Here is a 21,891-nt window from a genome sequence, read left to right on the forward strand (position 1 = left end):
GTTCGTGACAGGAACGGGCCACTGTCGAGGATCACGCCTTGGCGCTGACGCCTTTGTCCGTCGGTGCCGTTCGCCCGTTGCCCATGCCGTAGGCTCTTGAGGTTCTGCAGCACGTAAATCGCTTTTTTGTATTCGGGGATCAAGCCTGCGGCGTATTTATCGCCCTTGATGCTGTTGCTCTGGATAGTGTCCAGCTGAGTCGCGAAGTACTCCAGGGCATTGAACTTGGCGTCCGGGTCTTTCTGCACACCGAAGCGGTCGAACTTGTCGCCCGCGTTGAGCAGAGTCATGGCGGTGAGATCGGTAATCAGACCTTTGCCGCGCAGGAATGCACGTCGAGGTTGCCCAATTGTTTCGCCGAGACGTTTTCCGGGTCGAAGCCCTTGACGTTCTTGTGCAGCTTTTGCCGATCCATTTCGGCGATGTTCAGTGCGTTTGGATCGTTGCCGACCAGCGCGAGCATCTGCTTGACCCTGGCGTTTTGCGAAACCGGTTTGCCGCGCACACCGGTGTCCTGAACCAACAGGCCCGCCTTGCTTTGCCAGGCGCCCGTGTAGCCAATAGTCATGACTGTGCTCCTTGAATGTCGCGCATGAGGAATGTCCTTGATGACCTGTTTTAGTGCGTGGAAGTATCGGCGGGCAAAGTAATGGCACCAACCTTTTTTATCAGGTTTTTACAATTCTCGTACAAACTCGATACAAACCGGCGTCACGCCGAAAAGCCATGGCCTTGAGGCTTCAACCGAATAATTTTCACCAGGCTTTTTGCTCTGACAAACGCGCTGGCCAGTTTTCTTGTATCCGTTTCGATACGCACCACCGGTCGGCCATGCAGGTTCTTGTACGAAAGTACCTAAAGCTTCGAGCGGACCCGACGATACGTAAGAAAGCCCGCCGTTTTTTTTCCCGAACCCACAATAAGAATCGCAGCTCAAGGACCGGTTTCCATGCCCGCACTTCGTACTATTCAGGCTCGCTACACGCTGTTGCTGGTTCTGTTCATCCTGCTGTTGTCGGTGCTGACCGTGGTCGGTATCAGCCAACTGGTCGCGCCCAAGCTGCGGCAGACCGAAGAACAGGTGGTGCTCAACCGTATCGCCGAAGTCGCCGAGCAGATTCAGGGCGAGCTGAACAAGGTGCAGGCGCAACAGCGCAGCATCACCCAGACCATTCCGCTGCTCGACAGCGCGGCCATCGACACGGTGTTGCCGGGCCTGGTGGATCAGTACGGCGAGCTGAAGGTCTTCGGCGGCGGGATCTGGCCGCTACCTGGCCAGCGTGAAGCCGGGCGCAATAAGTTCAGCACCTTCTGGCACCGTGACGCCTCGGGCAAACTGGCGGTGAACACGTTCTGGAACAGCGATGCGGCCCCCAACTATTACGACCAGAGCTGGTACAAGGGCGGCATGGCCACTGCGCGCGGTCAGTGCGCCTGGGCAGCGGCCTACAAGGACGACGCCAGCGCCGAACCGCGCACCAACTGCGCCATGGCGATCCAGAAAAACGGCGCCGCCTGGGGGGTGTCGACCATCGACGTGACCCTCGGCTTCTTTAATGATCCTGGTGGCCCGCAAGGAAAAGGACCTCAACGCCGAAATGCTGATCGTCGAAGCTGACGGCAAAATCATCAGCAACAGTTCGCGCATCAATGGCCCGATCGTGCTGAAAAACATCAGCGAACTGGCCGGCAGCTCGACCTTCGCCAGCCAGGTCAAGGCCGGCCTGCAAAACCGTGATCAGGCGCAACGCGTGGAGTTCGACAACAACGGTGAAGCCAGCACCTTCTTCATGCGCCCCATCGAAGGCACACCATGGTTCCTGGCCACCGCCCTGCCGACCAAACTGCTCACCGCGCAACGCGACGATGTCCTCAGCAGCCTGAGCCTGTTGCAGATACCACTGGTGATCCTGTTGGTGCTGTTGCAGGTTTATGCAATCCGTCAGTTGGTCCAGCGCATGAAAGCGCTGAAAGCCAACATCGACTTGCTGTCCAGCGGTGACGCCGACCTGACCCGCCGCATCACCATTCGCGCCGAAGATGAACTCGGCGCCATTGGCCATTCGGTGAACACCTTTATCGCCTACCTGCAAAACATGATCGGCGAAGTGACGCAGGCCACCGGTGCAATGGCTTCGAGCCTCGACGACCTGCAACGGACCTCGGCGCATACCAGCCAGATCCTGTTGCGTCACGCTTCGGAAACCGACCAGACCGTTACCGCCATCACCGAAATGAGCTCGACCGCCGAAAGCGTCGCGCAGAATGCCGCTGAAACGGCGGCGTTCACCCAGCGCGCCAACGAAAACGCCGACCGTTCACGCGTTGTCGTGGGTGAAGCGACCAACAGTGTGGTGGCGTTGATCGACGAAGTGGCCAGTGCCACTAACAAAGTCGAGAACATGCAGCAGGACGCCCAGCGCATCACCGAGATTCTCGGGGTGATCGGTGCGATTGCCGGGCAGACCAATCTGCTGGCGCTCAACGCTGCCATCGAAGCGGCCCGCGCCGGTGAACAGGGTCGTGGTTTTGCGGTGGTGGCTGACGAAGTCCGCGCCCTCGCCGCTCGTACCCAGGCCAGCACCTCGGAAGATCAACGAGATGTTGACCCGCCTGACCCAAGGGGTGAGTTCGTCGGTCAGCGCCATGGAAAACACCCAGGCCAGTTGTCAGTCGGCGGCAGATGCCACCGCTCGGGTCAACTCCGGTCTGGACGAAATGGCCGGCTCGGTCAGCCATATCAACAGCCTCAGCACCCAGATCGCCACGGCCGCCGAACAGCAAAGTGCGGTCACCGAAGAGATCAATCGCAGCATGGTGCAGATCCGCCACATGGTCGAAGAGCTGGTACAGAGCGGCCACGCCAGCGAACTCAACACCCGTCAGTTGCTGGAAGCCGACAGCCGCGTCAGCGCCATCATGGGCCGCTTCAAGGTCCGCTGATAGCTGCACGCCTTTACGGGTTGTCTGTCAGTCAGATGCCCGCTGTGGGATCGGGCTTGCTCGCGAAAGCAATCGCTCAGTCGCTGTTTCAGTGTCTGAGCGAGCGCATTTGCGAGCAGGCCCACACCTCTCCGGATCCGGCCACCTGACAACTTTGTCATCTTGCGCTCAGCAACCTGTCAGCGGTGATCGGCGATAATCCTCCCCGTGTGCCTCGCAACAACTGGAAACATTGCGTTGATGCCAGGCGATAAAAAACGGTCAAAATGCATTCTTTTTGACTGCCACCGCGAAGCGAGAGCCCTGTCATGCGAACCCACCTGCGTCTGCTCGCCCTGAGCGCCCTGTTCCTCTCCTCCCTGGCTCAGGCCGCCGACCTGATTCCGATCGAAGTCCATCGCGACGCCAATTGCGGGTGCTGCAAGAAGTGGATCAGCCACCTCGAAGCCAATGGCTTCAAAGTCGACGATCACGTCGAAGCGGACATGAGCAGTTTCAAGCAACAACATGGCGTGCCACCGCGTCTGGCCTCCTGCCACACCGCAATCATCAACGGCAAATTCGTCGAAGGCCATGTGCCGGCCGAGCAAGTGCTGGCCCTGACCCGGCGTGATGATCTGCTCGGCGTTGCCGCACCGGGCATGCCGATGGGCTCGCCGGGCATGGAAATGGATGGCATGAGCGATGCCTACCAAGTGATCGGTCTGAAGAAGGACGGCGCTGACGTGGTGGTGGCGGACTACCCGGCCCATTGATGAGCGCTGCGTACTTCGGGCTGTTCCTTGCCGCATTCGGCGCGGCGACGTTGCTGCCGTTACAGTCCGAGGCGGCGCTGGTCGGGTTGATTGTCAGCGAGCGTTACTGGCTATGGGGTTTGCTCGCCGTGGCGACGCTGGGCAATGTGCTGGGTTCGCTGGTGAACTGGTGGCTGGGGCGTGGCATCGAACGATTTCAGGGGCGGCGCTGGTTTCCGGTCAGCCCCGAGCACATGGCCAGGGCGCGCAAGCACTATGAGCGATACGGTCATTGGTCGTTACTGCTCAGCTGGTTGCCGATCATCGGCGACCCGCTGACCCTGATTGCCGGCGTGATGCGCGAACCGCTCGGGCGTTTCCTGCTCATTGTCACCCTGGCCAAAGGTGCGCGTTATGCGGTGCTGGCCTTGCTGACCCTGGGCTGGCTCGGGTGAACCATCGAGCGCGGCCATTGCCTGTGTTTAACGTCGCCCTAATCCCGCCGTTCCAGCATCGGCCGATTTTCATGGAGTTTGCCCTTATGTCCGTCACGCTTTCCCGCTGGCTGCCCGGCCTGTTCCTCTGCGCCGCGATGCCTTTGCTCGCGCACGCCGCCCCTGAGGCCGCGCCCGTCGAAGGCCCGGCCTACGGCCCGGAGCTGCAAGGCTTTTCGAATACCCTTACACGCTTAAACACTTCGCCTTTCAGTCCCAAGGCAAATCCCTGCAAATGGGATACATGGACGTCGCCGCCCACGGCAAGGCCAATGGTCGCACCGTGGTGCTGATGCACGGCAAGAACTTCTGCGCCGCCACCTGGGACAGTTCGATCAAGGCCTTGAGCGAGGCTGGTTATCGGGTCATCGCCCCGGACCAGATCGGCTTCTGCACCTCCAGCAAACCGGACCACTATCAATACAGCTTCCAGCAACTGGCAACCAACACCCAGCAGTTGCTCAAAGCCTTGGGCATCCAGAAAGCCACCCTGCTCGGCCACTCCACCGGCGGCATGCTTGCCACCCGTTATGCCTTGTTGTTCCCTGAGCAGGTCGAGCAACTGGCGCTGGTCAATCCGATCGGCCTGGAAGACTGGAAAGCCCTCGGTGTGCCTTATCGCACCGTGGATCAGTGGTATCAGCGCGAACTGAAGGTCAGCGCCCAGGGCATCCGTGAATACGAGCGCACGACATATTACGATGGCCGCTGGAAACCCGAGTTCGACCGCTGGGTGGATATGCTCGCCGGCCTGAGCAAAGGACCGGGCAAGACGCAAGTCGCCTGGAACTCAGCGCTGATCTACGACATGATTTTTACCCAGCCGGTGTATTACGAATTCAAGGACTTGAAGATGCCGACCCTGTTGCTGATCGGCACCTCGGATACCACGGCCATCGGCAAGGACCTTGCGTCACCGGAGGTCAAAGCGAAGATCGGTCACTATGACGTGCTCGGCAAACACGTGGCTCGACTGATTCCGCAGTCGACCCTGGTGGAATTTCCCGGCATGGGCCATGCGCCACAAATGGAAGAGCCGGCGCAATTCCACAAAGCCCTGCTCGGCTGGCTGAATACAACCAATCCCGTTCGTTGATGAGGTAAGGCTGATGGCGGTGCAGATTGCAGTGATCGATGACTGGCAGGACGTCGCCCGCGACGTGGTTGACTGGTCGGTACTCGAAAGCGTGGGTGAGGTGACGTTCGAGCATGACTACCCGGCGGACAATGCCACACTCGCCGAGCGTCTGGGCAAGTACCAGGTGATCTGCGTGATGCGCGAGCGGACGCGCTTCGACGAAGACCTGCTCGACCGTCTGCCCCACCTCGAACTGCTGGTGACCGGTGGTATGCGCAATGCCGCGCTGGACATGCCGGCGGCGGCCAAACGGGGAATCCGCGTCTGCGGCACCGACAGCTACAAACACGCGGCGCCGGAACTGACCTGGGCCTTGATCATGGCCGCCACGCGCAATCTGCTGAAGGAAGCCAATTCCCTGCGCGCCGGCCACTGGCAGCAGGGTCTGGGTGGCGACCTGCACGGCAAGACCCTCGGTATTCTTGGCCTGGGCAGCATCGGCCAGCGCGTGGCGCAATTTGGCCAGGTGTTTGGCATGCGGGTAATCGCGTGGAGCGAGAACCTCACAGCTGAGCGCGCACAGCAGGCCGGCGTAACGTATGTGAGCAAGCAGGCACTGTTCGAGCAGGCCGACGTGTTGTCGGTGCATCTGGTGCTCAGTGAACGCAGTCGCGGGCTGGTCGATGCCCAGGCGCTGGACCGGATGAAGCCGACGGCGCTGCTGGTCAATACGGCACGCGGGCCGATCGTCGATGAAGCGGCACTGATCAAGGCGCTGCAAAAACAACGCATCGCCGGGGCGGCGCTGGACGTGTTCGATGAGGAGCCACTGCCGGCCCTGCACCCGTTTCGCACACTGGACAATGTGCTGGCGACGCCCCATGTGGGTTATGTCAGTCGGCAAAACTATGAACAGTTCTTTTCGCAGATGATCGAGGACATTCAAGCGTGGGCGGCGGGCAAGCCGATTCGCCTGTTGAACTGAGTCTGATCTGTTGGTCCTGTTGTGAGCTGGCCATCGCCATCACAAGCAGGCTCTCTCCTACATTTGAAATACCTTTTCTTGTAGGGACGGAGCCTGCTCGCGATGGGGCCAGAACAACCACCCCATCAACAAAATGCACGCACCACAACAGTGCGCCCGCCTTTCCCGCTAGCACATAATCGTGACCACCCAGTCACCGTTTTGGCTCTTGCCTGCAAAAAAAACTGCACTTCGTCGGTGCGTTTGCCCTCTTAAACGAGGGTTACCGTTCGCGGCAAACCGATTGTCGAACAATTTACCCATTTGCTCTGGCCCGCTCTAGGATCTGGCCTAGACTGGTTTTCGCGGGGCCAGACCGGCCGGTCACATCACAGCAAAATAATCGAAACTTTTGCTGAAGGCGGCAGGTCATCTGAAAGGCAGGGCGAACACGGCTGGTTCATTCCTTGCAATGGCCTCGTCACCCATTCTGCTTGCGCGTGTTGGGTAGCTTTGCTCACCGATGCGTGGCGCGTTTGCGCCCAGCCACAGGACGTGGTCATGGACATCACTTGTTCAAGACAAGAATCAGATCAACAAGACGGGAGAGTCATATGATCAGTGCGGCATTGGATATTCAGGGAGAGCGTGCTCAGTCAATTGGTGAAGCGAGCACTGTCAGCGTTCCCGGCAGCCGAACGATCAACGTCCCCGGCACCAAGACACTGACTCCGTTAGCGAGCCAGAATCCCAACAAGAAGAAAGTGTTGTTCGTAACCTCGGAAATCGCCGACCTGGTGAAAACCGGCGGTCTGGGTGACGTCTCTGCCGCCCTGCCCCGCGCCATGGCGCACCTGCACGACGTGCGCGTGCTGATCCCCGGTTACCCGCAAGTGATGCACAGCGAAAACCCGATCCACATCATCGGCGAACTCGGCGGGCATGCCGCGCTACCCCCGTGCAAGATCGGCCGCATGGACATGCCTGACGGGCTGGTGATTTACGTTCTGATCTGCCCCGAACTCTACGAGCGCGAAGGCTCGCCGTACGGAGCCAATAACGGTCGCGACTGGCCGGACAACCACATTCGCTTCGCCCGTCTGGGTCTGGCCGCTGCCGACATCGCTGCCAACCTCGCACAAATCCACTGGTGCCCGGATCTGGTGCACGCCCATGACTGGCCCGCCGGTCTGGCGCCTGCTTATATGCACTGGCGCGGGCAGCGCACGCCGACGCTGTTCACCATTCACAACCTCGCGTATCAAGGCGTGACCAGCCTCGGATCCTGCCCGGAACTCGGTATCCCCACCCATGCCCTGCAACAGGAAGGCATGGAGTTTTACGGCAAGATGTCGTTCCTCAAGGCCGGCATGGCGTATTCGAGCCACATCACCACGGTCAGCGCCACCTATGCGCAGGAAATCACCACCCCGGACTTCGGCTGCGGCCTCGACGGCTTCCTCGCCGCCAAGACCCAGCAAGGTTTGCTCAGCGGCATCCCCAATGGCATTGACGAGAGCTGGGATGCGGCCACTGATCCGCACCTGTTCGCGCCGTTCGCCATCGGCGACTGGGAAGGCAAGGCTGTCAACGCCGCGCATGTGCGTGCGTTGTTCGGCCTGAACGACTCCACCGGCCCGCTGTTCGCCGTGGTCTCGCGTCTGGTCTATCAGAAAGGTCTGGACCTGACCGAAGCGGTGTCCGAATACATCGTCCAGCAAGGTGGCCAGATCGCCATCATCGGCCGTGGCGAACCGGAAGAAGAGCAAGCCATGCGCGAACTGGCGCTGCGTTTCCCCGGCCAGATCGGCGTGCGTATCGGCTTCAATGAAACCGACGCCCGTCGCATGTTTGCCGGCAGCGATTTCCTGCTGATGCCTTCGCGTTACGAGCCCTGCGGCCTGAGCCAGATGTATGCGCAGCGCTTCGGCTCACTGCCGGTGGCGCGCAATACCGGTGGCCTGGCCGACACCATTGAAAACGGCGTGACCGGTTTCCTTTTCGACGAGTCCACCGCCGACAGCTATCGCGAAGCCCTGAGCCGCGCCTTCAAGGTGTTTGCCTTCCCGGAACTGCTCAATGCCATGCGTTGCCGGGCCATGGCCGCGCCGTTCAACTGGTGCAAGGCGGTTGAACCCTACGCCGAACTGTATGAGCAACTGGTCGCCAAGGCGCTGGGTAAAGCCCACCACAAATAAAAGGAAGCGTTGACAATGCCGTTACGGTCCCCTGAAACCTGGCCCCACGGCGCGATCATGCAGGATGCCGAACACACGCAATTTGCGCTGTGGGCCCCGGATGCGTTTTACGTCAGTGTCGAACTGGACAACGGACAATCCCTGCCGATGCTGCCACAGGCAGACGGCTGGTTCGTGATCAAGGCCCGTTGTCCGGCGGGCACCCGATACCGCTACAACATTGATGGCGAACTGGAGGTGCCCGACCCGGCCTCCAGGGCGCAGGATGGCGATATTCACCGCCACAGTGTGGTGGTCGACCCGCTGGCGTACGCATGGCGACACGGTGACTGGCAGGGTCGGCCGTGGAGTGAAGCGGTGATTTACGAGTTGCACGTCGGTGCGCTGGGTGGCTTTGCCGAAGTCGAGCAGCATCTGGCTCGCCTCGCCGCCCTGGGCATCACCGCCATCGAACTGATGCCGCTGGCGCAGTTTCCCGGTGATCGCAACTGGGGGTTACGACGGCGTTCTGCCCTACGCGCCGCAAGCCTCCTACGGCAGTCCGGAACAACTCAAGCATTTGATTCGACAGCGCCCACGGCCACGGTCTGGCGGTGATTCTTGATGTGGTCTACAACCACTTCGGCCCCGATGGCAATTACCTGCACCGCTACGCCAAGGGCTTCTTCCGCGAGGACAAGCACACCCCGTGGGGGGCGGCGATCGACTTTCGACGCAACGAAGTGCGTGACTTCTTTATCGAAAACGCGCTGATGTGGCTCCTCGAATACCGTTTCGACGGCTTGCGCCTGGACGCCGTGCATGCCATCGAAGACCCGGACTTTCTCAGTGAGATGGCCCGGAGTATCCGCCAACAGATCGACTCGACGCGGCATGTCTGGCTGACCGTGGAAAACGAGCTCAACCAGTCCAGCCTGCTCGAATACGACTACGACGCCCAATGGAACGACGACGGCCATAACGCCCTGCACGTGCTGCTGACCGGCGAGACCGACGCCTATTACGCCGACTACGCGCTGCAACCCACCGAGCAACTGGCCCGCTGCCTGAGTCAGGGCTTTGTCTTTCAGGGCCACATCACCCGTCACGGCGAACCCCGAGGCGAGCCCAGCGAACACCTGCCCTCCACGGCATTCGTGTTGTTCCTGCAGAACCACGACCAGATCGGCAACCGCGCCTTTGGCGAGCGTCTGCATCAACTGGCCGATCCGCGTGCGGTACAAGCCGCTACCGTGCTGTTGCTGCTGTCACCGATGATTCCGCTGATGTTCATGGGCGACGAGTTTGCCGCCGAGCAACCGTTCCTGTTTTTCACCAGCCATCACGGTGAGCTGGCAGATCTGGTGCGCGAGGGCCGGCGCAATGAGTTCGCCGCCTTCAGCGCGTTTACCGATCCCCATCAGCGTGAACGGATCCCCGACCCCAACGCCGAACAGACCTTCCACGCGTCGCAGCCACGGCTGATCGGCAGTGGCACCGCACTGCAACAGCAAACCCTGGCGCTGTACCGCCAACTGCTGCAATTGCGCCATCAATACATCATCCCGAACCTGTCCGGCACCCAGGCGCTTGGCGCGCACATACTCGGTCACGCAGCGGTCAGTGCGCGCTGGCGCCTGGGCAATGGCAGCGAGCTACGAATTGACCTGAACCTCAGCGATACGCCAGTGGTCAACCCTGCACAGAGCGACACCGTGTGGCTGTTTCAGCAACCACCCGCCGTCGCCCTGTCGGATCCGGGCCTGTTGCCCGCGTATTGCGCGCTTGTCAGCCTCACGGCCGCAACCCCTTTGCAACCTCTGGATGGAGAGCGCCTATGAGCGATGCGCAACTGGAAATTCTGGCCAGCCGGGCCGGCCTCGCCGTCGACTGGATCGACGCCAACGGACGCCCGCAAAAAGTCGCCCCGGCGGTGCTGCGCAATGTCCTGATCGGCCTGGGCCACCCGGCCAGCACCGCGCAGGAAATCGACGCCAGCCTGCTGGAGCTGCAACAAGTGCAGCAAGACCGCCACCTGCCGCCGCTGCTGACCAGCGACGTCGGTGTCGGGCTTGATCTGGCGCGCTATTTCGCGCCCCACACCCCGTGTGAAATTCACCTCGAGGACGGTTCCCGGCTGACCCTCAAACTCGATGGCGAAGCGATTTTGCCCGGGCTGATTCCGGTCGGTTATCAGCGAGTGCACATCGACGATCAATTCTTCACCTTGGCGGTGGCGCCGGAGCGCTGCTACAGCGTCGGCGATGCGCTGGGAAACCCGATCCCCCGTGCCTGGGGCCTGAGCGTGCAGCTGTATTCGCTGCGCCGGCCCGGCGATGGCGGCTTCGGCGACACCCAGGCCCTGGAAGAGCTGGCGCGGGTGGCCGGCGAACGCGGTGCCGACGCCCTGGCGATCAGTCCGCTGCATGCGATGTTCAGCGCCGACACTGGCCGCTACAGTCCCTATTCGCCGTCCAGTCGCTTGTTCCTCAATTCGCTGTATGCCGCACCGGGGGCGATTCTCGGCGAACGGGCGCTGCGCGATGCGATTGACGCTGCAGGTCTGGCGGAGCAGTTCGCGCACCTCGAAGACCTGAAACTGATCGACTGGCCGAGCGCCGCCGAGGCCAAGCATAAGCTGCTGCAAGCGTTGTACGACGGTTTCATCGCCGGTGATCACCCGTTGCACCCGGACTTCGCCAGCTTCCGTCATGCCGGTGGCGAAGCGCTGGAAAACCACTGCCGCTTCGAAGCCATTCAGGAAATGCGCGCCGCCCGTGGTGAGAGCCTCGACTGGCGGCAATGGCCGGAGCACTGGCACGACCCGCGCGGCGCCGCGCTGGAAGCGTTTGCCGAAGAATACGCCGAGCGCATCGGCTACTTCGCGTTCTGCCAATGGCTGATCCACCGCTGCCTCGAACGCGCCCAAACCGCAGCGCGCAGTGCTGGCATGAGCATTGGCCTGATTGCCGATCTGGCGGTCGGTGCCGACGGCGCCGGCAGTCAGGCCTGGAGCTTTCAGGATGAACTGCTCGCCTCGCTCACCGTGGGCGCGCCGCCAGACATTCTCAACCGCTCCGGACAGGGCTGGGGGATTTCCGCGTTCTCGCCCGAAGGGCTGATCCGCAATGGTTTCCGTGCGTTCATCGACATGCTGCGGGCCAATTTCGCCCACGCCGGCGGCCTGCGCATCGACCATGTGATGGGCCTGCAACGCCTGTGGGTGATCCCCAACGGCGCAGCGCCTGCCGACGGCGCCTACCTGTATTACCCGGTGGACGATCTGCTGCGCCTGCTGAGCCTCGAATCCCATCGCCATCAGGCCATCGTCCTCGGCGAAGACCTCGGCACCGTGCCCGACGGTCTGCGCGAAAAACTCAGCGCACGCTCGATGCTCGGCATGCGTGTGTTGCTGTTCGAACAGGACAACACCTACTTCAAACCGATTCTCGACTGGCCGGACAATGCGCTGGCCACCACCAGCACCCACGACCTGCCGACACTCAATGGCTGGTGGCATGGCCGCGACATCGACTGGAACGCACGGCTGGGTTTCGTCGATGCCAACGGCGAAATCGAATGGCGTCATCACCGCCAGCGCGAGCGTGAAGGTTTGCGCAATGCGTTGAGCCAGGACCCGCAGAACTTCCGCGAGGAATCCCACGAAGCCGATCAAGTGGTCGATGCCAGCGTGCGCTTCCTCGGCCACACCCGCGCGCCCCTGGTGTTGTTGCCCCTCGAAGATGCACTGGGCATCAATGAACAGGCCAACCTGCCTGGGACGATCGACACCCACCCGAACTGGGCGCGGCGTCTGCCCGCCACCAGCGAAGCGTTACTTGACGCTGCCGACGCCGCACGACGCCTGGAACTGCTGGCCTGCGCGCGTCTCCAGGCCGCCGAGCGTGACCAATGAGCCCGACGCAAATCCAGCCATTGCGCGCAACCCTGCGCCTGCAATTTCATAAAGGCTTTACCCTGGAGCAAGCGGTGCCGCTGGTGCCGTATTTCGCCCGCCTCGGCATCAGCCACATTTACGCCTCGCCCCTGCTCGCGGCCCGGGCCGGTTCAATGCACGGCTACGACGTGGTCGACCCGACCCAGGTCAATCCGGAACTCGGCGGCGAACCGGCGCTGCGGCGTCTGGTCAGCACCCTGCGCGAACACAACATGGGGCTGATCCTCGACATCGTCTCCAACCACATGGCCGTTGGCGGCAGCGACAATCCGTGGTGGCTGGACTTGCTCGAATGGGGACGCTTGAGCCCTTACGGCGAGTTCTTCGACATCCAGTGGCATTCGCCGGACCCGCTCATGGAAGGCCAGCTGCTGCTGCCGTTTCTTGGCAGCGACTACGGCGTCGCCCTGCAGGAAGGCACGCTGAAACTGTTGTTCAATCCGCAGCGCGGCAGCTTTTACGTCGAACACTATGATCATCACTTCCCGATCTGCCCGAGCGATTACGCCGAGCTGCTCAAGTCGCCGCAAGCCCTGAGGTCTCTGGCCGAGCGGTTCAGTACCCTCAGTTACCAAAGCGACGCCCATGCGCTGGCCATGCCGTTGAAAGACGAGCTGCGAGAACTGGCGACTGAGCCGTCGATCCTTGCAGCGATTCACGACAACCTCAAGGCTTACGACTCGACCACTGAAGCGGGCTTCCAAAGGCTGCATCAATTGCTCGAACGACAAAGCTATCGGCTCGCCAGTTGGCGCACCGCTGCCGATGACATCAACTGGCGGCGCTTTTTCGACATCAATGAACTCGGCGGTCTGCGCGTCGAACGTCCGGCGGTGTTCGACGCCACCCACGGCAAGATTTTCCAGTTGATCGGCGAAGGCCTGATCGACGGTTTACGCATCGACCACATCGACGGCCTCGCCGATCCCCGGGGTTATTGCCGCAAGCTGCGCCGGCGCCTCGACCTGCTCGCGCCGGGCCGGCATCTGCCGATCTACGTCGAGAAGATCCTCGGTGCCGGCGAAACCCTACACCGTGACTGGGCCGTGAACGGCACCACCGGTTACGAGTTCATGAACCAGTTGTCGCTGCTGCAACACGATCCGGACGGCGAACACGTCCTCGGTGAGTTGTGGCAACGGCGCACCGAACGCCCCGCCGCGTTTATCGAAGAAGCGCAACTGGCGCGCCAGCAGATCCTCAACGGCTCGCTGGCCAGTGACTTTGAAAGCGTTGCCCAGGCCCTGCTGCAGGTGGCCCGCGATGACCTGATGACGCGTGACCTGACCCTCGGCGCGATCCGCCGGGTGTTGCAGGCGTTGATCGTGCACTTTCCGGTGTACCGCACTTACATTGGCGCTATGGGCCGCTCCGCGCAGGATGAGGTGTTTTTCCAGCAGGCCATGGACGGTGCCCGGCAGACCCTCGGCGAAGGCGACTGGCCGGTGCTCGACTGTGTGGCCGCATGGCTCGGTGGCACGCCGTGGCGGCGCAAACCCCGCGGGCGCTCGCGCAAGATTCTCAAGCATGCGTGCGTACGCTTCCAGCAATTGACCTCGCCGGCGGCGGCCAAAGCCGTGGAAGACACCGCGCTGTACCGCTCGGCGGTGCTGCTGTCGCGCAATGACGTCGGCTACAACACCGAGCAGTTCAGTGCACCGCTCAGCGATTTCCACGCGGTCAATCAGCAACGCTTCGCCGAATTCCCCGACAACCTGCTGGCCACCGCCACCCACGATCACAAACGTGGTGAAGACACCCGCGCACGGCTCGCCGTGCTCAGCGAACGCAGCCATTGGTACGCCGAGCAGATCGAGCTGTGGCGCGCCCTCGCCCGGCCGGTGCGCAGCGACGATCAACAGCCCTCGACCGGCGATGAACTGATCCTCTACCAAGCGTTGCTCGGCAGTTGGCCGCTGGAACTGCGCGAAGGCGATCAGGCGGGTTTCGCCGACTACGCCAAACGCATCTGGCAATGGCAACAGAAAGCCTTGCGCGAGGCCAAGCTGCAAAGCAGCTGGAGCGCACCGAACGAAAGCTATGAGCACGCCGCCCGGTCCTTCACCGAAAAACTGCTGACGGGGGATGAAGGAGAGCTGTTGCGTGCGGCGCTGATCAAGACCGTCAACAACATCGCTGCGGCCGGCGCGCTCAACAGTCTGGCGCAAACCTTGCTGCGCATGACCGTGCCGGGGGTGCCGGATCTGTATCAGGGCAACGAGTTCTGGGACTTCAGCCTGGTCGATCCGGACAACCGTCGGCCGGTGGATTACGCCGCGCGGGCGCAGGCGTTGCAGGCACCTGCACCGGTTGAGCAAATGCTGTCGAATTGGCGTGACGGGCGCATCAAGCAGGCGTTGATCGCCGAGGTGCTCAATCTTCGTGCCGAGCATGCCGAGCTGTTTCGCCGGGGTCGTTATCAGGCGCTGGAGGTGCTCGGCAGTCAGGCGCACAACGTGCTGGCGTTTGCCCGTGAACACCAAGGGACGTACGCCATCGTGATCGTCCCGGTGCGCTGCGCGGCGCTGCTGGAAAACGGTGCTATCCCTCAGGTCAATGCGCTGCGCTGGGGCGATACGCGGGTTGTTTTACCGTTCGCCGCCTCCGACACAAACCTGAAGGGACTTTTTCAAAGCGCCGCAGTCACAAAAAACAGGGAGCTGAATGTCAGCGAAGCGCTGGGGGATGTCCCGGTCAATCTCTTTATCCAACACTTAACGTAACGACGAGTTCAGTTCAGGAGCATTGCGATGAGTACCGACGATAAACGCATCCGCGAGTTCGCCTATCAGATCTGGGAATCAGAGGGTAAACCTGAAGGTCACGAAGCACGCCACTGGGAGATGGCACGCAAGCTGGCTGAAGCCGAGGCTTTGGCGCCGAAGAAATCGCCGAAAGCCGCCAGCAGCAAAACCGCCGGCAAAGGCGTTGACACCAAGGCCCCGGCGGCCAAGCCCAAGACACCAGCGGCAGCTAAAGCCAAGCCGGCCAGCGCCGCCAAGGTCGTGCCGCCGGGTGAAAAAGCCGCCGAGAAAAAGCCCCGGACCCCACGCAAGCCCCCGGCCAACTGACACACCCGGATTATTGAATTGAACGACCGTGTGGCGAGTTCGCTCGCCACCGAGGGCCAACTCGTCCTCAAGAAACCTCAAATACCCCTGTCAGGGAGAGAAACCTGTGGCGACGGGATTTGTCCCCGATGAGTCGCGCAGCGGTCCCAAAACAGCAACGGTGATGTGTCAGACATCCCGCGTGCACTGGTTTTGCGACTGCTTTGCAGCTGATCGGGGCGGTGCGACGTTTCGCTAAATCCCCTCGCCACAGATGCTGTTCCCACAGTTGATCAGTTATTCGAACCAACCCGATTTGCAGGAGCAATCATGTCCAGTCCAAAGAAAGCCGAGCCCGCCGCGCACGCCGAGCCGTCCAGAATCCGTGAAGGTCTGCCCTTCCCGCTCGGTGCGACCTGGGATGGCCTGGGGGTGAACTTTGCGCTGTTTTCCGCCAACGCCACCAAGGTCGAACTGTGCATCTTCGACGATACCGGCGAAGTCGAAATCGAACGCATCGAGCTGCCGGAATACACCGACGAGATCTACCACGGCTATCTGCCCGATGCACATCCGGGGATGATCTACGGTTACCGCGTGTACGGCCCGTATGACCCGGCCAATGGTCATCGCTTCAACCACAACAAATTGCTCATCGACCCCTACGCCAAGCAATTGGTCGGCGAATTGAAATGGTCCGAAGCGCTGTTCGGCTACACCATCGGCCACCCCGATGCCGACCTGAGTTTCGACGAACGCGACAGCGCGCCCTTCGTGCCCAAGTGCAAGGTCATCGACCCGGCGCACACCTGGGGCAACGATCACCGCGTGAGCGTGCCGTGGGACAAAACCATCATTTACGAAACCCACGTGCGCGGCATCAGCATGCGTCATCCGTCGGTGCCGGAAAACGTGCGGGGCACCTTTGCCGGTCTGATGGTCGATGACGTGCTCGAGCACATTCGCAAGCTCGGCGTGTCGTCGGTCGAACTGTTGCCGATCCACGCGTTCGTCAATGACCAGCACTTGCTGCACAAGGGCATGACCAACTACTGGGGCTACAACAGCATCGCGTTTTTCGCCCCGGACCCACGTTACCTTGCCAGCGGCAAGATCGCCGAATTCAAGGAAATGGTCGCGCACCTGCACGAAGCCAACCTCGAAGTGATCCTCGACGTGGTCTACAACCACACCGCCGAGGGCAACGAGCAAGGCCCGACCCTGTCGATGCGCGGTATCGACAACGCCTCGTACTACCGGCTGATGCCCGACGACAAGCGCTTCTACATCAACGATTCCGGCACCGGTAACACGCTGGACCTGAGCCACCCGTGCGTGCTGCAAATGGTCACCGACTCGCTGCGCTACTGGGCCAGCGAGATGCACGTCGACGGTTTCCGTTTCGACCTGGCGACCATCCTCGGCCGTTATCACGACGGTTTCGACGAACGTCACAGCTTCCTCGTTGCCTGCCGCCAAGACCCGGTACTGCGTCAGGTGAAAATGATCGCCGAACCGTGGGACTGTGGCCCCGGCGGCTATCAGGTGGGTCATTTCCCGCCGGGCTGGGTCGAGTGGAACGACAAGTTCCGCGACACCGTGCGCGCGTTCTGGAAAGGTGACGACGGCCAGGTCGCCGACTTCGCCAGTCGCATGACCGCCTCCGGCGAAATGTTCAACCAGCGCGGACGGCGGCCGTATTCGTCGGTGAACTTCATCACCGCCCACGACGGTTTCACCCTCAACGATCTGGTGTCGTACAACGACAAGCACAACGAGGCCAACGACGAGAACAATCAGGACGGCAGCAACAACAACCTGTCGTGGAACCACGGCGTCGAAGGCCCGACCGACGATCCGCAGATCAACGCGCTGCGCCATCGACAGATGCGCAACTTCTTCGCCACCCTGTTGCTGGCGCAAGGCACGCCGATGATCGTCGCCGGTGACGAGTTCGCCCGTACGCAGGACGGCAACAACAATGCCTACTGCCAGGACAGCGAGATCGGCTGGGTCAACTGGGACCTGAGCGAAGACGGCAAGGCCCTGCTGAAATTCGTCAAACGCCTGATCAAACTGCGTCTGGCGTATCCGATCCTGCGTCGCGGACGCTTCCTGGTCGGTGAATACAACGAGGACATCGGCGTCAAGGACGTCACCTGGCTCGCGCCGGATGCGACCGAAATGACCACCGAGCACTGGCATGACGCCCATAACCGTTGCCTGGGCATGTTGCTCGATGGCCGTGCCCAGGAAACCGGAATTCGCCGCAAGGGTGGCGACGCAACCCTGCTGCTGGTGGTCAACGCGCACCACGACATCGTCAACTTCACCCTGCCGGAAGTGCCTGACGGCGGTTTCTGGACCTGCATGATCGACACCAATCAGCCGTCGATCCGTGGTCAGGAACGCTTCGAATTCGGGCATGAATATTCGGTCACCGGCCGTTCGCTGCTGCTGTTCGAACTGCAACGTGATGAAGAAGACTGATATGGATCTGCAACGCTACCTTGCCCGCCGCCCGCCGGATTATCCCGACACCGTCGCCCTCGGCAGTTGCCTGCGGGCGATGGTCGAGGCCGGTCTGGACCGGCTGCCGTTACCGGGCAGCGGGCACACGCTGGAACGCTTTCAGCGCCTGGCCCAGGTCGGCGGACATGATCTGGGGCTGTGCAAACTCTATGAGGGCCACACCGACGCACAGGCGATCATCGAGCAACTGGGCGGCACGCCAACACCCGGCAGTACGTGGGGGATGTGGGCGGCCGAGCCGCCGCAGGCGCGCGTCAAGGTCACCCCCGCCGGGCACATGGGGTTGCTCAACGGACGCAAGGCCTGGTGCTCCGGTGCCTCGGTGCTCAGCCATGCCTTGCTCACGGCGTGGGACAGCAACGATCAGCAGCAACTGGTGGCCGTGGCCCTTGATCAACCCGGGGTGCGCATTACCGATCAGGGCTGGCACGCCGTGGGCATGGGTGCCACCGGCAGCGTCGAAGTCGTGTTCGAAGACGCCGAGGGTCAGGCCATCGGCCGTCCTGGCGACTACCTGCAACGGCCAGGCTTCTGGCAGGGCGGGATCGGCATTGCCGCGTGCTGGTACGGTGCCGCGCGGCAGCTTGCCGAGTCGCTGCGCCAGCACTGCGCACAACGCGAAGAACCTCACGCCCTCGCCCATCTGGGCGCGGTCGACAGTGCGTTGCAGGCCGCCGCCGATGTGTTGCGCTTCAGCGCGCTGCAAATCGACGCGCAGCCCGAAGCCAACGCCGAACTGCTCGCCCGCCGTGCCCGCGCCGTGGTCGAGCAGTCGGCCGAGTCAGTGATCCGCGAAGTCGGCCGTGCGCTCGGGGCCGGGCCTTTTTGCAAGGATCGGCATTTCGCCGGTCTGGTCGCCGACCTGCCGGTGTTTCTGCGTCAAAGCCACGCCGAACGCGATCTGGCCGCCCTCGGTCAATTGGTCACCCGGCAAGCCGACGAGGTCTGGTCGCTATGAGAAGCAATCCGATCGTCGGCCAGGGCACGTCACTGCATCAGTGGCAGGGTTCACGCCGTTTGGCCGAAGTGCCGGGCATAACCGTCGAAGAACTGGTGCCGCCCGGTGCACGCGCCGTAATCGTCGCCCCGCACCCGGACGACGAAGTGCTCGGTTGCGGTGGTTTGCTGCAATTGCTCGCCACGGCGGGCCGTTCGATGCAGTTGATTTCCGTCACCGACGGCAGCGCCAGCCATCCCGGTTCGCAACGCTGGCCGGTGGAACGCCTCAGCGTGGTGCGCCCGCAGGAATCGGCCGAAGCCCTGCGCCGCCTCGGCTTGCCGATGCACAGTCTGAAGTGGCTGCGTGGTGGCTTCACCGACACCTTGGTGGCCGCTCAGGAACAGGCGCTGAGCGCTTTCATTGAAAGTCATTTGCGCGCCGACGATGTGCTGTTCACCACATGGCGCGAAGATGGCCACAGCGATCACGAAGCGGTCGGCCGCGCCAGCGTCGATGCCGCCCGCCGTGTCGGTGCGACCTGTCATGAATTACCGGTGTGGACCTGGCACTGGGCCGCGCCGGAAGATGCCGGCGTGCCGTGGAACCGGGCGCGCAAGATTCTCCTGACACCGGCCGAAGTGGCGCGCAAACGCCATGCGGTGCACGCCTTCGCCAGTCAACTGGAGGGCGACCCCGACGCCGGCCTGGCTCCGGTGTTGGCGCCCTACGTGATTGATCGCCTGCTGCAACCTTTCGAAGTGGTGTTCCTGTGAGTGTCGACGATCGTTATTTCGACGGCCTGTTCGCCGGCAACGACGACCCGTGGGCGTTTCGCCAACGTTGGTACGAGCAACGCAAACGCGCGATCACCCTCGCCGCGCTGCCACGTCCGCACTATCGGGCGATCTTCGAGCCGGGTTGTGCCAATGGCGAGCTGAGCGCCGAGCTGGCCGGGCGTTGCGATCGTCTGTTGTGTTGCGACACTGCGAACGCGGCGGTGAATCTGGCGCGTACCCGATTGAGCCTGTTCGACCATGCCGAAGTCCGTCAAAACCGTCTGCCCGGCGACTGGCCGGAAGAAAAATTCGACCTGATTGTATTTAGCGAAATCGGCTACTACCTCGACCGTACCGATCTGACAGAAGTGATCCGGCGGATCAGTGATTCCCTGACGGCCGACGGACAACTGCTGGCCTGCCACTGGCGCCCGCCCATCGAAGGCTGTCCGTTGAACGCCCGGCAGGTCCATGACCTGATCCACGAACACCTGCATCTGCCGCGCCTGGTGCTGCATCAGGAAGCGGATTTCATCCTCGAGCTGTGGAGCCGCGAACCGCGCTCGGTCGCAGCATTGGAGGGCTTGCGATGATCGGCATTCTGATTCCCGCACACAACGAAGAAGCGCTGCTCGACGAGAGCCTCAGCGCCGCCCTGCGCGCCAGCAAGCACGGACTGCTCGCTGGCGAACCGGTGGAAGTGCTGGTGGTGCTCGACAGTTGCACCGACCGCTCGGCGCACATCGTCAGCCAATACCCGGTGCTGAGCCTGCACATCGAGGCGCGCAATGTCGGTCAGGCCCGGGCTGCCGGGGCGCACATGTTGCTGGAGCGCGGCGCACGCTGGATCTCCTGCACCGACGCCGACAGTCGTGTGGCCGATGACTGGCTGGTGGCGCAGTTGGGCCTCGGGGCAGACGCCGTGTGTGGCACGGTGACGGTCGAGCGCTGGGACGAATCCTTCGACGAGGCCGCGCAAATTCGTTACCACCGTCATTACCGGGCCTGCGACGGCCATCGGCACATTCATGGTGCCAATCTGGGCATCAGCGCCGACGCCTATCGCTGGGCCGGAGGCTTTAAACCGCTGGCTTGCGACGAAGACGTGCAATTGGTACGCGAGCTGGAACTGTCCGGGGCGAACATCGCCTGGAGCCATCGCCCGCAGGTCCGCACCAGCGCCCGCCTCGACAGCCGGGCACGGGGAGGATTTGGTGACTATCTGCGACATCTGGCACACCTGGAATAAAAAAACCGGATCAGATCAATCTGCGACGCGACGAATTTAACTTCATGGGCAATACTCTGCTGCGCGGCAATCCAGGGTTCGGAGCGTCGCATGGCAAACAATCCGCCTTCACGGGTCGGACGCGCCGGGCCATTGCGGCCACGCCACCGACTGAGGGCCAGACACAACAAGGACGTCGCACCCATGAAACCGTTATCCCTCAGCGAAAACAGTCCCTCGGCGCAAATCTGGAACAGCGCCGCCCAACTCGACAACATTCCCGTCATCAATACCCATAGCCTGGTGCCCGCCGGCGCCCGTGCGGTGGTGATTGCCCCGCACCCCGGCGATGAGGTGGTCACCTGCGGTGGCCTGCTGCAATTGCTCGCCGGCCTTGGCCACCCGTTGCAATTGCTGTCGATCACCGACGGCAGTGCCAGCCATCCCGGCTCCCGACAATGGTCGGAAAAACGCCTGAGCGTGTTCCGCCCACAGGAAAGTGTCGAAGCCTTGCGCCGCCTCGGCTTGCCGATGCACAGCCTGAAATGGGTGCGCGGCGGCTTCACCGACAACGCCCTGCGCGAAAAGGAAAACGAACTGGTGGCCTTCATCGGCCGTTACCTGCGCCCCGGCGATGCCGTGTTCAGCACCTGGCGCGGGGATGGCAACGACGATCACGAAGCGGTCGGCCACGCCGCCGCCAGAGCCGCAGAACTGGCCGGTGCGACCTTCCACGACGTACCGGTCTGGGCCTGGCACTGGCCGGAGCGCGACCATGCACTGATTCCCTGGGAACGCGCGCGCAAACTGCGCCTCGACACCTGGACCGTCGCGCGCAAAAGCCACGCCACCCACGCCTACGCCAGCCAGCTCAAGGGCGAACCGGCGATCGGCATTGCGCCGATGTTGCCGCCAGTGATCCTCGAAAGAATGCGCCTGCCCTACGAAATCGTCTTGGTCTGAGCCCTGCAAAAAACTCTCAGCCCGACCCAATATCCTGTAGGCGTTGCCGAAGGC

14 protein-coding genes and 5 pseudogenes are annotated in these 21,891 nt (G+C 62.2%); 18 read left to right on the plus strand and 1 reads right to left on the minus strand.

The features are described from left to right. Positions 1-31 precede the first annotated feature (31 nt). Positions 32-568, minus strand: a pseudogene (locus tag ACXX9E_RS20550) (hypothetical protein). Positions 569-949: 381 nt separating this feature from the next. On the opposite strand from ACXX9E_RS20550, the gene ACXX9E_RS20555 reads away from it, so the two are divergent. From ACXX9E_RS20555 to ACXX9E_RS20640, 18 genes and pseudogenes are all read left to right on the plus strand, one after another. Then, a complete protein-coding gene (locus ACXX9E_RS20555; protein ID WP_458556071.1) occupies positions 950-1,618 on the plus strand; it encodes a PDC sensor domain-containing protein in 669 nt (222 codons plus the stop codon). Positions 1,619-1,958: 340 nt separating this feature from the next. Further along, positions 1,959-2,033 (plus strand): annotated as a pseudogene (locus ACXX9E_RS20560) (hypothetical protein); the annotation flags it as partial. Between the two features lie 381 nt (positions 2,034-2,414). Further along, positions 2,415-2,601: pseudogene (locus ACXX9E_RS20565) on the plus strand (methyl-accepting chemotaxis protein); the annotation flags it as partial. A 650-nt stretch (positions 2,602-3,251) separates the two neighbouring features. Continuing rightward, positions 3,252-3,698, plus strand: coding sequence for a DUF411 domain-containing protein (locus ACXX9E_RS20570; RefSeq protein WP_128614491.1), 447 nt, complete (start codon positions 3,252-3,254; stop codon positions 3,696-3,698). Then, a complete protein-coding gene (locus ACXX9E_RS20575) occupies positions 3,698-4,132 on the plus strand; it encodes a YqaA family protein (RefSeq protein WP_222832828.1) in 435 nt (144 codons plus the stop codon). Before ACXX9E_RS20570 ends, ACXX9E_RS20575 begins: the two co-directional genes overlap by 1 nt. Positions 4,133-4,218: 86 nt before the next feature. Beyond that, positions 4,219-5,267 (plus strand): annotated as a pseudogene (locus ACXX9E_RS20580) (alpha/beta fold hydrolase). A gap of 13 nt (positions 5,268-5,280) precedes the next feature. Further along, positions 5,281-6,234, plus strand: coding sequence for a D-2-hydroxyacid dehydrogenase family protein (locus ACXX9E_RS20585; RefSeq protein WP_458556072.1), 954 nt, complete (start codon positions 5,281-5,283; stop codon positions 6,232-6,234). Positions 6,235-6,827: 593 nt separating this feature from the next. Continuing rightward, positions 6,828-8,411 carry a glycogen synthase GlgA gene (glgA, locus tag ACXX9E_RS20590; protein ID WP_422495943.1) on the plus strand — a complete coding sequence of 528 codons (1,584 nt, stop codon included), beginning with the start codon at positions 6,828-6,830 and terminating at the stop codon, positions 8,409-8,411. 15 nt (positions 8,412-8,426) lie between these two features. Beyond that, positions 8,427-10,231: pseudogene (treZ, locus tag ACXX9E_RS20595) on the plus strand (malto-oligosyltrehalose trehalohydrolase). Beyond that, positions 10,228-12,306: a 4-alpha-glucanotransferase gene (gene malQ, locus ACXX9E_RS20600; protein WP_458556073.1), complete on the plus strand. Its 2,079-nt coding sequence runs from the start codon at positions 10,228-10,230 to the stop codon at positions 12,304-12,306. Before treZ ends, malQ begins: the two are co-directional and overlap by 4 nt. Further along, a complete protein-coding gene (locus ACXX9E_RS20605) occupies positions 12,303-15,071 on the plus strand; it encodes a malto-oligosyltrehalose synthase (protein WP_458556074.1) in 2,769 nt (922 codons plus the stop codon). Before malQ ends, ACXX9E_RS20605 begins: the two co-directional genes overlap by 4 nt. A gap of 27 nt (positions 15,072-15,098) precedes the next feature. Beyond that, positions 15,099-15,419, plus strand: a complete 321-nt coding sequence (locus ACXX9E_RS20610; protein WP_458556075.1) for a DUF2934 domain-containing protein — start codon at positions 15,099-15,101, stop codon at positions 15,417-15,419. A 309-nt stretch (positions 15,420-15,728) separates the two neighbouring features. Further along, on the plus strand, positions 15,729-17,888 hold the full coding sequence (gene glgX, locus ACXX9E_RS20615; RefSeq protein ID WP_123469053.1) for a glycogen debranching protein GlgX: 2,160 nt from the start codon (positions 15,729-15,731) through the stop codon (positions 17,886-17,888). A gap of 1 nt (position 17,889) precedes the next feature. Then, positions 17,890-18,888, plus strand: coding sequence for an acyl-CoA dehydrogenase family protein (locus ACXX9E_RS20620; RefSeq protein WP_458556076.1), 999 nt, complete (start codon positions 17,890-17,892; stop codon positions 18,886-18,888). Beyond that, positions 18,885-19,643 (plus strand): PIG-L deacetylase family protein, encoded by a 759-nt coding sequence (locus ACXX9E_RS20625; protein ID WP_458556077.1) that lies wholly within the window; start codon positions 18,885-18,887, stop codon positions 19,641-19,643. Before ACXX9E_RS20620 ends, ACXX9E_RS20625 begins: the two co-directional genes overlap by 4 nt. Continuing rightward, positions 19,640-20,239: an SAM-dependent methyltransferase gene (locus ACXX9E_RS20630; RefSeq protein ID WP_422495950.1), complete on the plus strand. Its 600-nt coding sequence runs from the start codon at positions 19,640-19,642 to the stop codon at positions 20,237-20,239. Before ACXX9E_RS20625 ends, ACXX9E_RS20630 begins: the two co-directional genes overlap by 4 nt. Next, positions 20,236-20,895 (plus strand): glycosyltransferase family 2 protein, encoded by a 660-nt coding sequence (locus ACXX9E_RS20635; protein WP_128614263.1) that lies wholly within the window; start codon positions 20,236-20,238, stop codon positions 20,893-20,895. Before ACXX9E_RS20630 ends, ACXX9E_RS20635 begins: the two co-directional genes overlap by 4 nt. A 183-nt stretch (positions 20,896-21,078) precedes the next feature. Further along, a complete protein-coding gene (locus ACXX9E_RS20640) occupies positions 21,079-21,837 on the plus strand; it encodes a PIG-L deacetylase family protein (protein WP_458556078.1) in 759 nt (252 codons plus the stop codon). The last annotated feature ends 54 nt before the right edge of the window (positions 21,838-21,891 follow it).

This window comes from Pseudomonas sp. GNP014, assembly GCF_054344005.1.

Bases quoted from the DNA above. Each gene is read 5' to 3' on its own strand.
- ACXX9E_RS20555 (WP_458556071.1), top strand. From the start codon at position 950: ATGCCCGCACTTCGTACTATTCAGGCTCGCTACACGCTGTTGCTGGTT.
- glgA (WP_422495943.1), top strand. From the start codon at position 6,828: ATGATCAGTGCGGCATTGGATATTCAGGGAGAGCGTGCTCAGTCAATT.
- ACXX9E_RS20610 (WP_458556075.1), top strand. From the start codon at position 15,099: ATGAGTACCGACGATAAACGCATCCGCGAGTTCGCCTATCAGATCTGG.
- malQ (WP_458556073.1), top strand. From the start codon at position 10,228: ATGAGCGATGCGCAACTGGAAATTCTGGCCAGCCGGGCCGGCCTCGCC.
- ACXX9E_RS20640 (WP_458556078.1), top strand. From the start codon at position 21,079: ATGAAACCGTTATCCCTCAGCGAAAACAGTCCCTCGGCGCAAATCTGG.
- ACXX9E_RS20605 (WP_458556074.1), top strand. From the start codon at position 12,303: ATGAGCCCGACGCAAATCCAGCCATTGCGCGCAACCCTGCGCCTGCAA.
- ACXX9E_RS20635 (WP_128614263.1), top strand. From the start codon at position 20,236: ATGATCGGCATTCTGATTCCCGCACACAACGAAGAAGCGCTGCTCGAC.
- ACXX9E_RS20620 (WP_458556076.1), top strand. From the start codon at position 17,890: ATGGATCTGCAACGCTACCTTGCCCGCCGCCCGCCGGATTATCCCGAC.
- glgX (WP_123469053.1), top strand. From the start codon at position 15,729: ATGTCCAGTCCAAAGAAAGCCGAGCCCGCCGCGCACGCCGAGCCGTCC.
- ACXX9E_RS20585 (WP_458556072.1), top strand. From the start codon at position 5,281: ATGGCGGTGCAGATTGCAGTGATCGATGACTGGCAGGACGTCGCCCGC.
- ACXX9E_RS20625 (WP_458556077.1), top strand. From the start codon at position 18,885: ATGAGAAGCAATCCGATCGTCGGCCAGGGCACGTCACTGCATCAGTGG.
- ACXX9E_RS20570 (WP_128614491.1), top strand. From the start codon at position 3,252: ATGCGAACCCACCTGCGTCTGCTCGCCCTGAGCGCCCTGTTCCTCTCC.
- ACXX9E_RS20575 (WP_222832828.1), top strand. From the start codon at position 3,698: ATGAGCGCTGCGTACTTCGGGCTGTTCCTTGCCGCATTCGGCGCGGCG.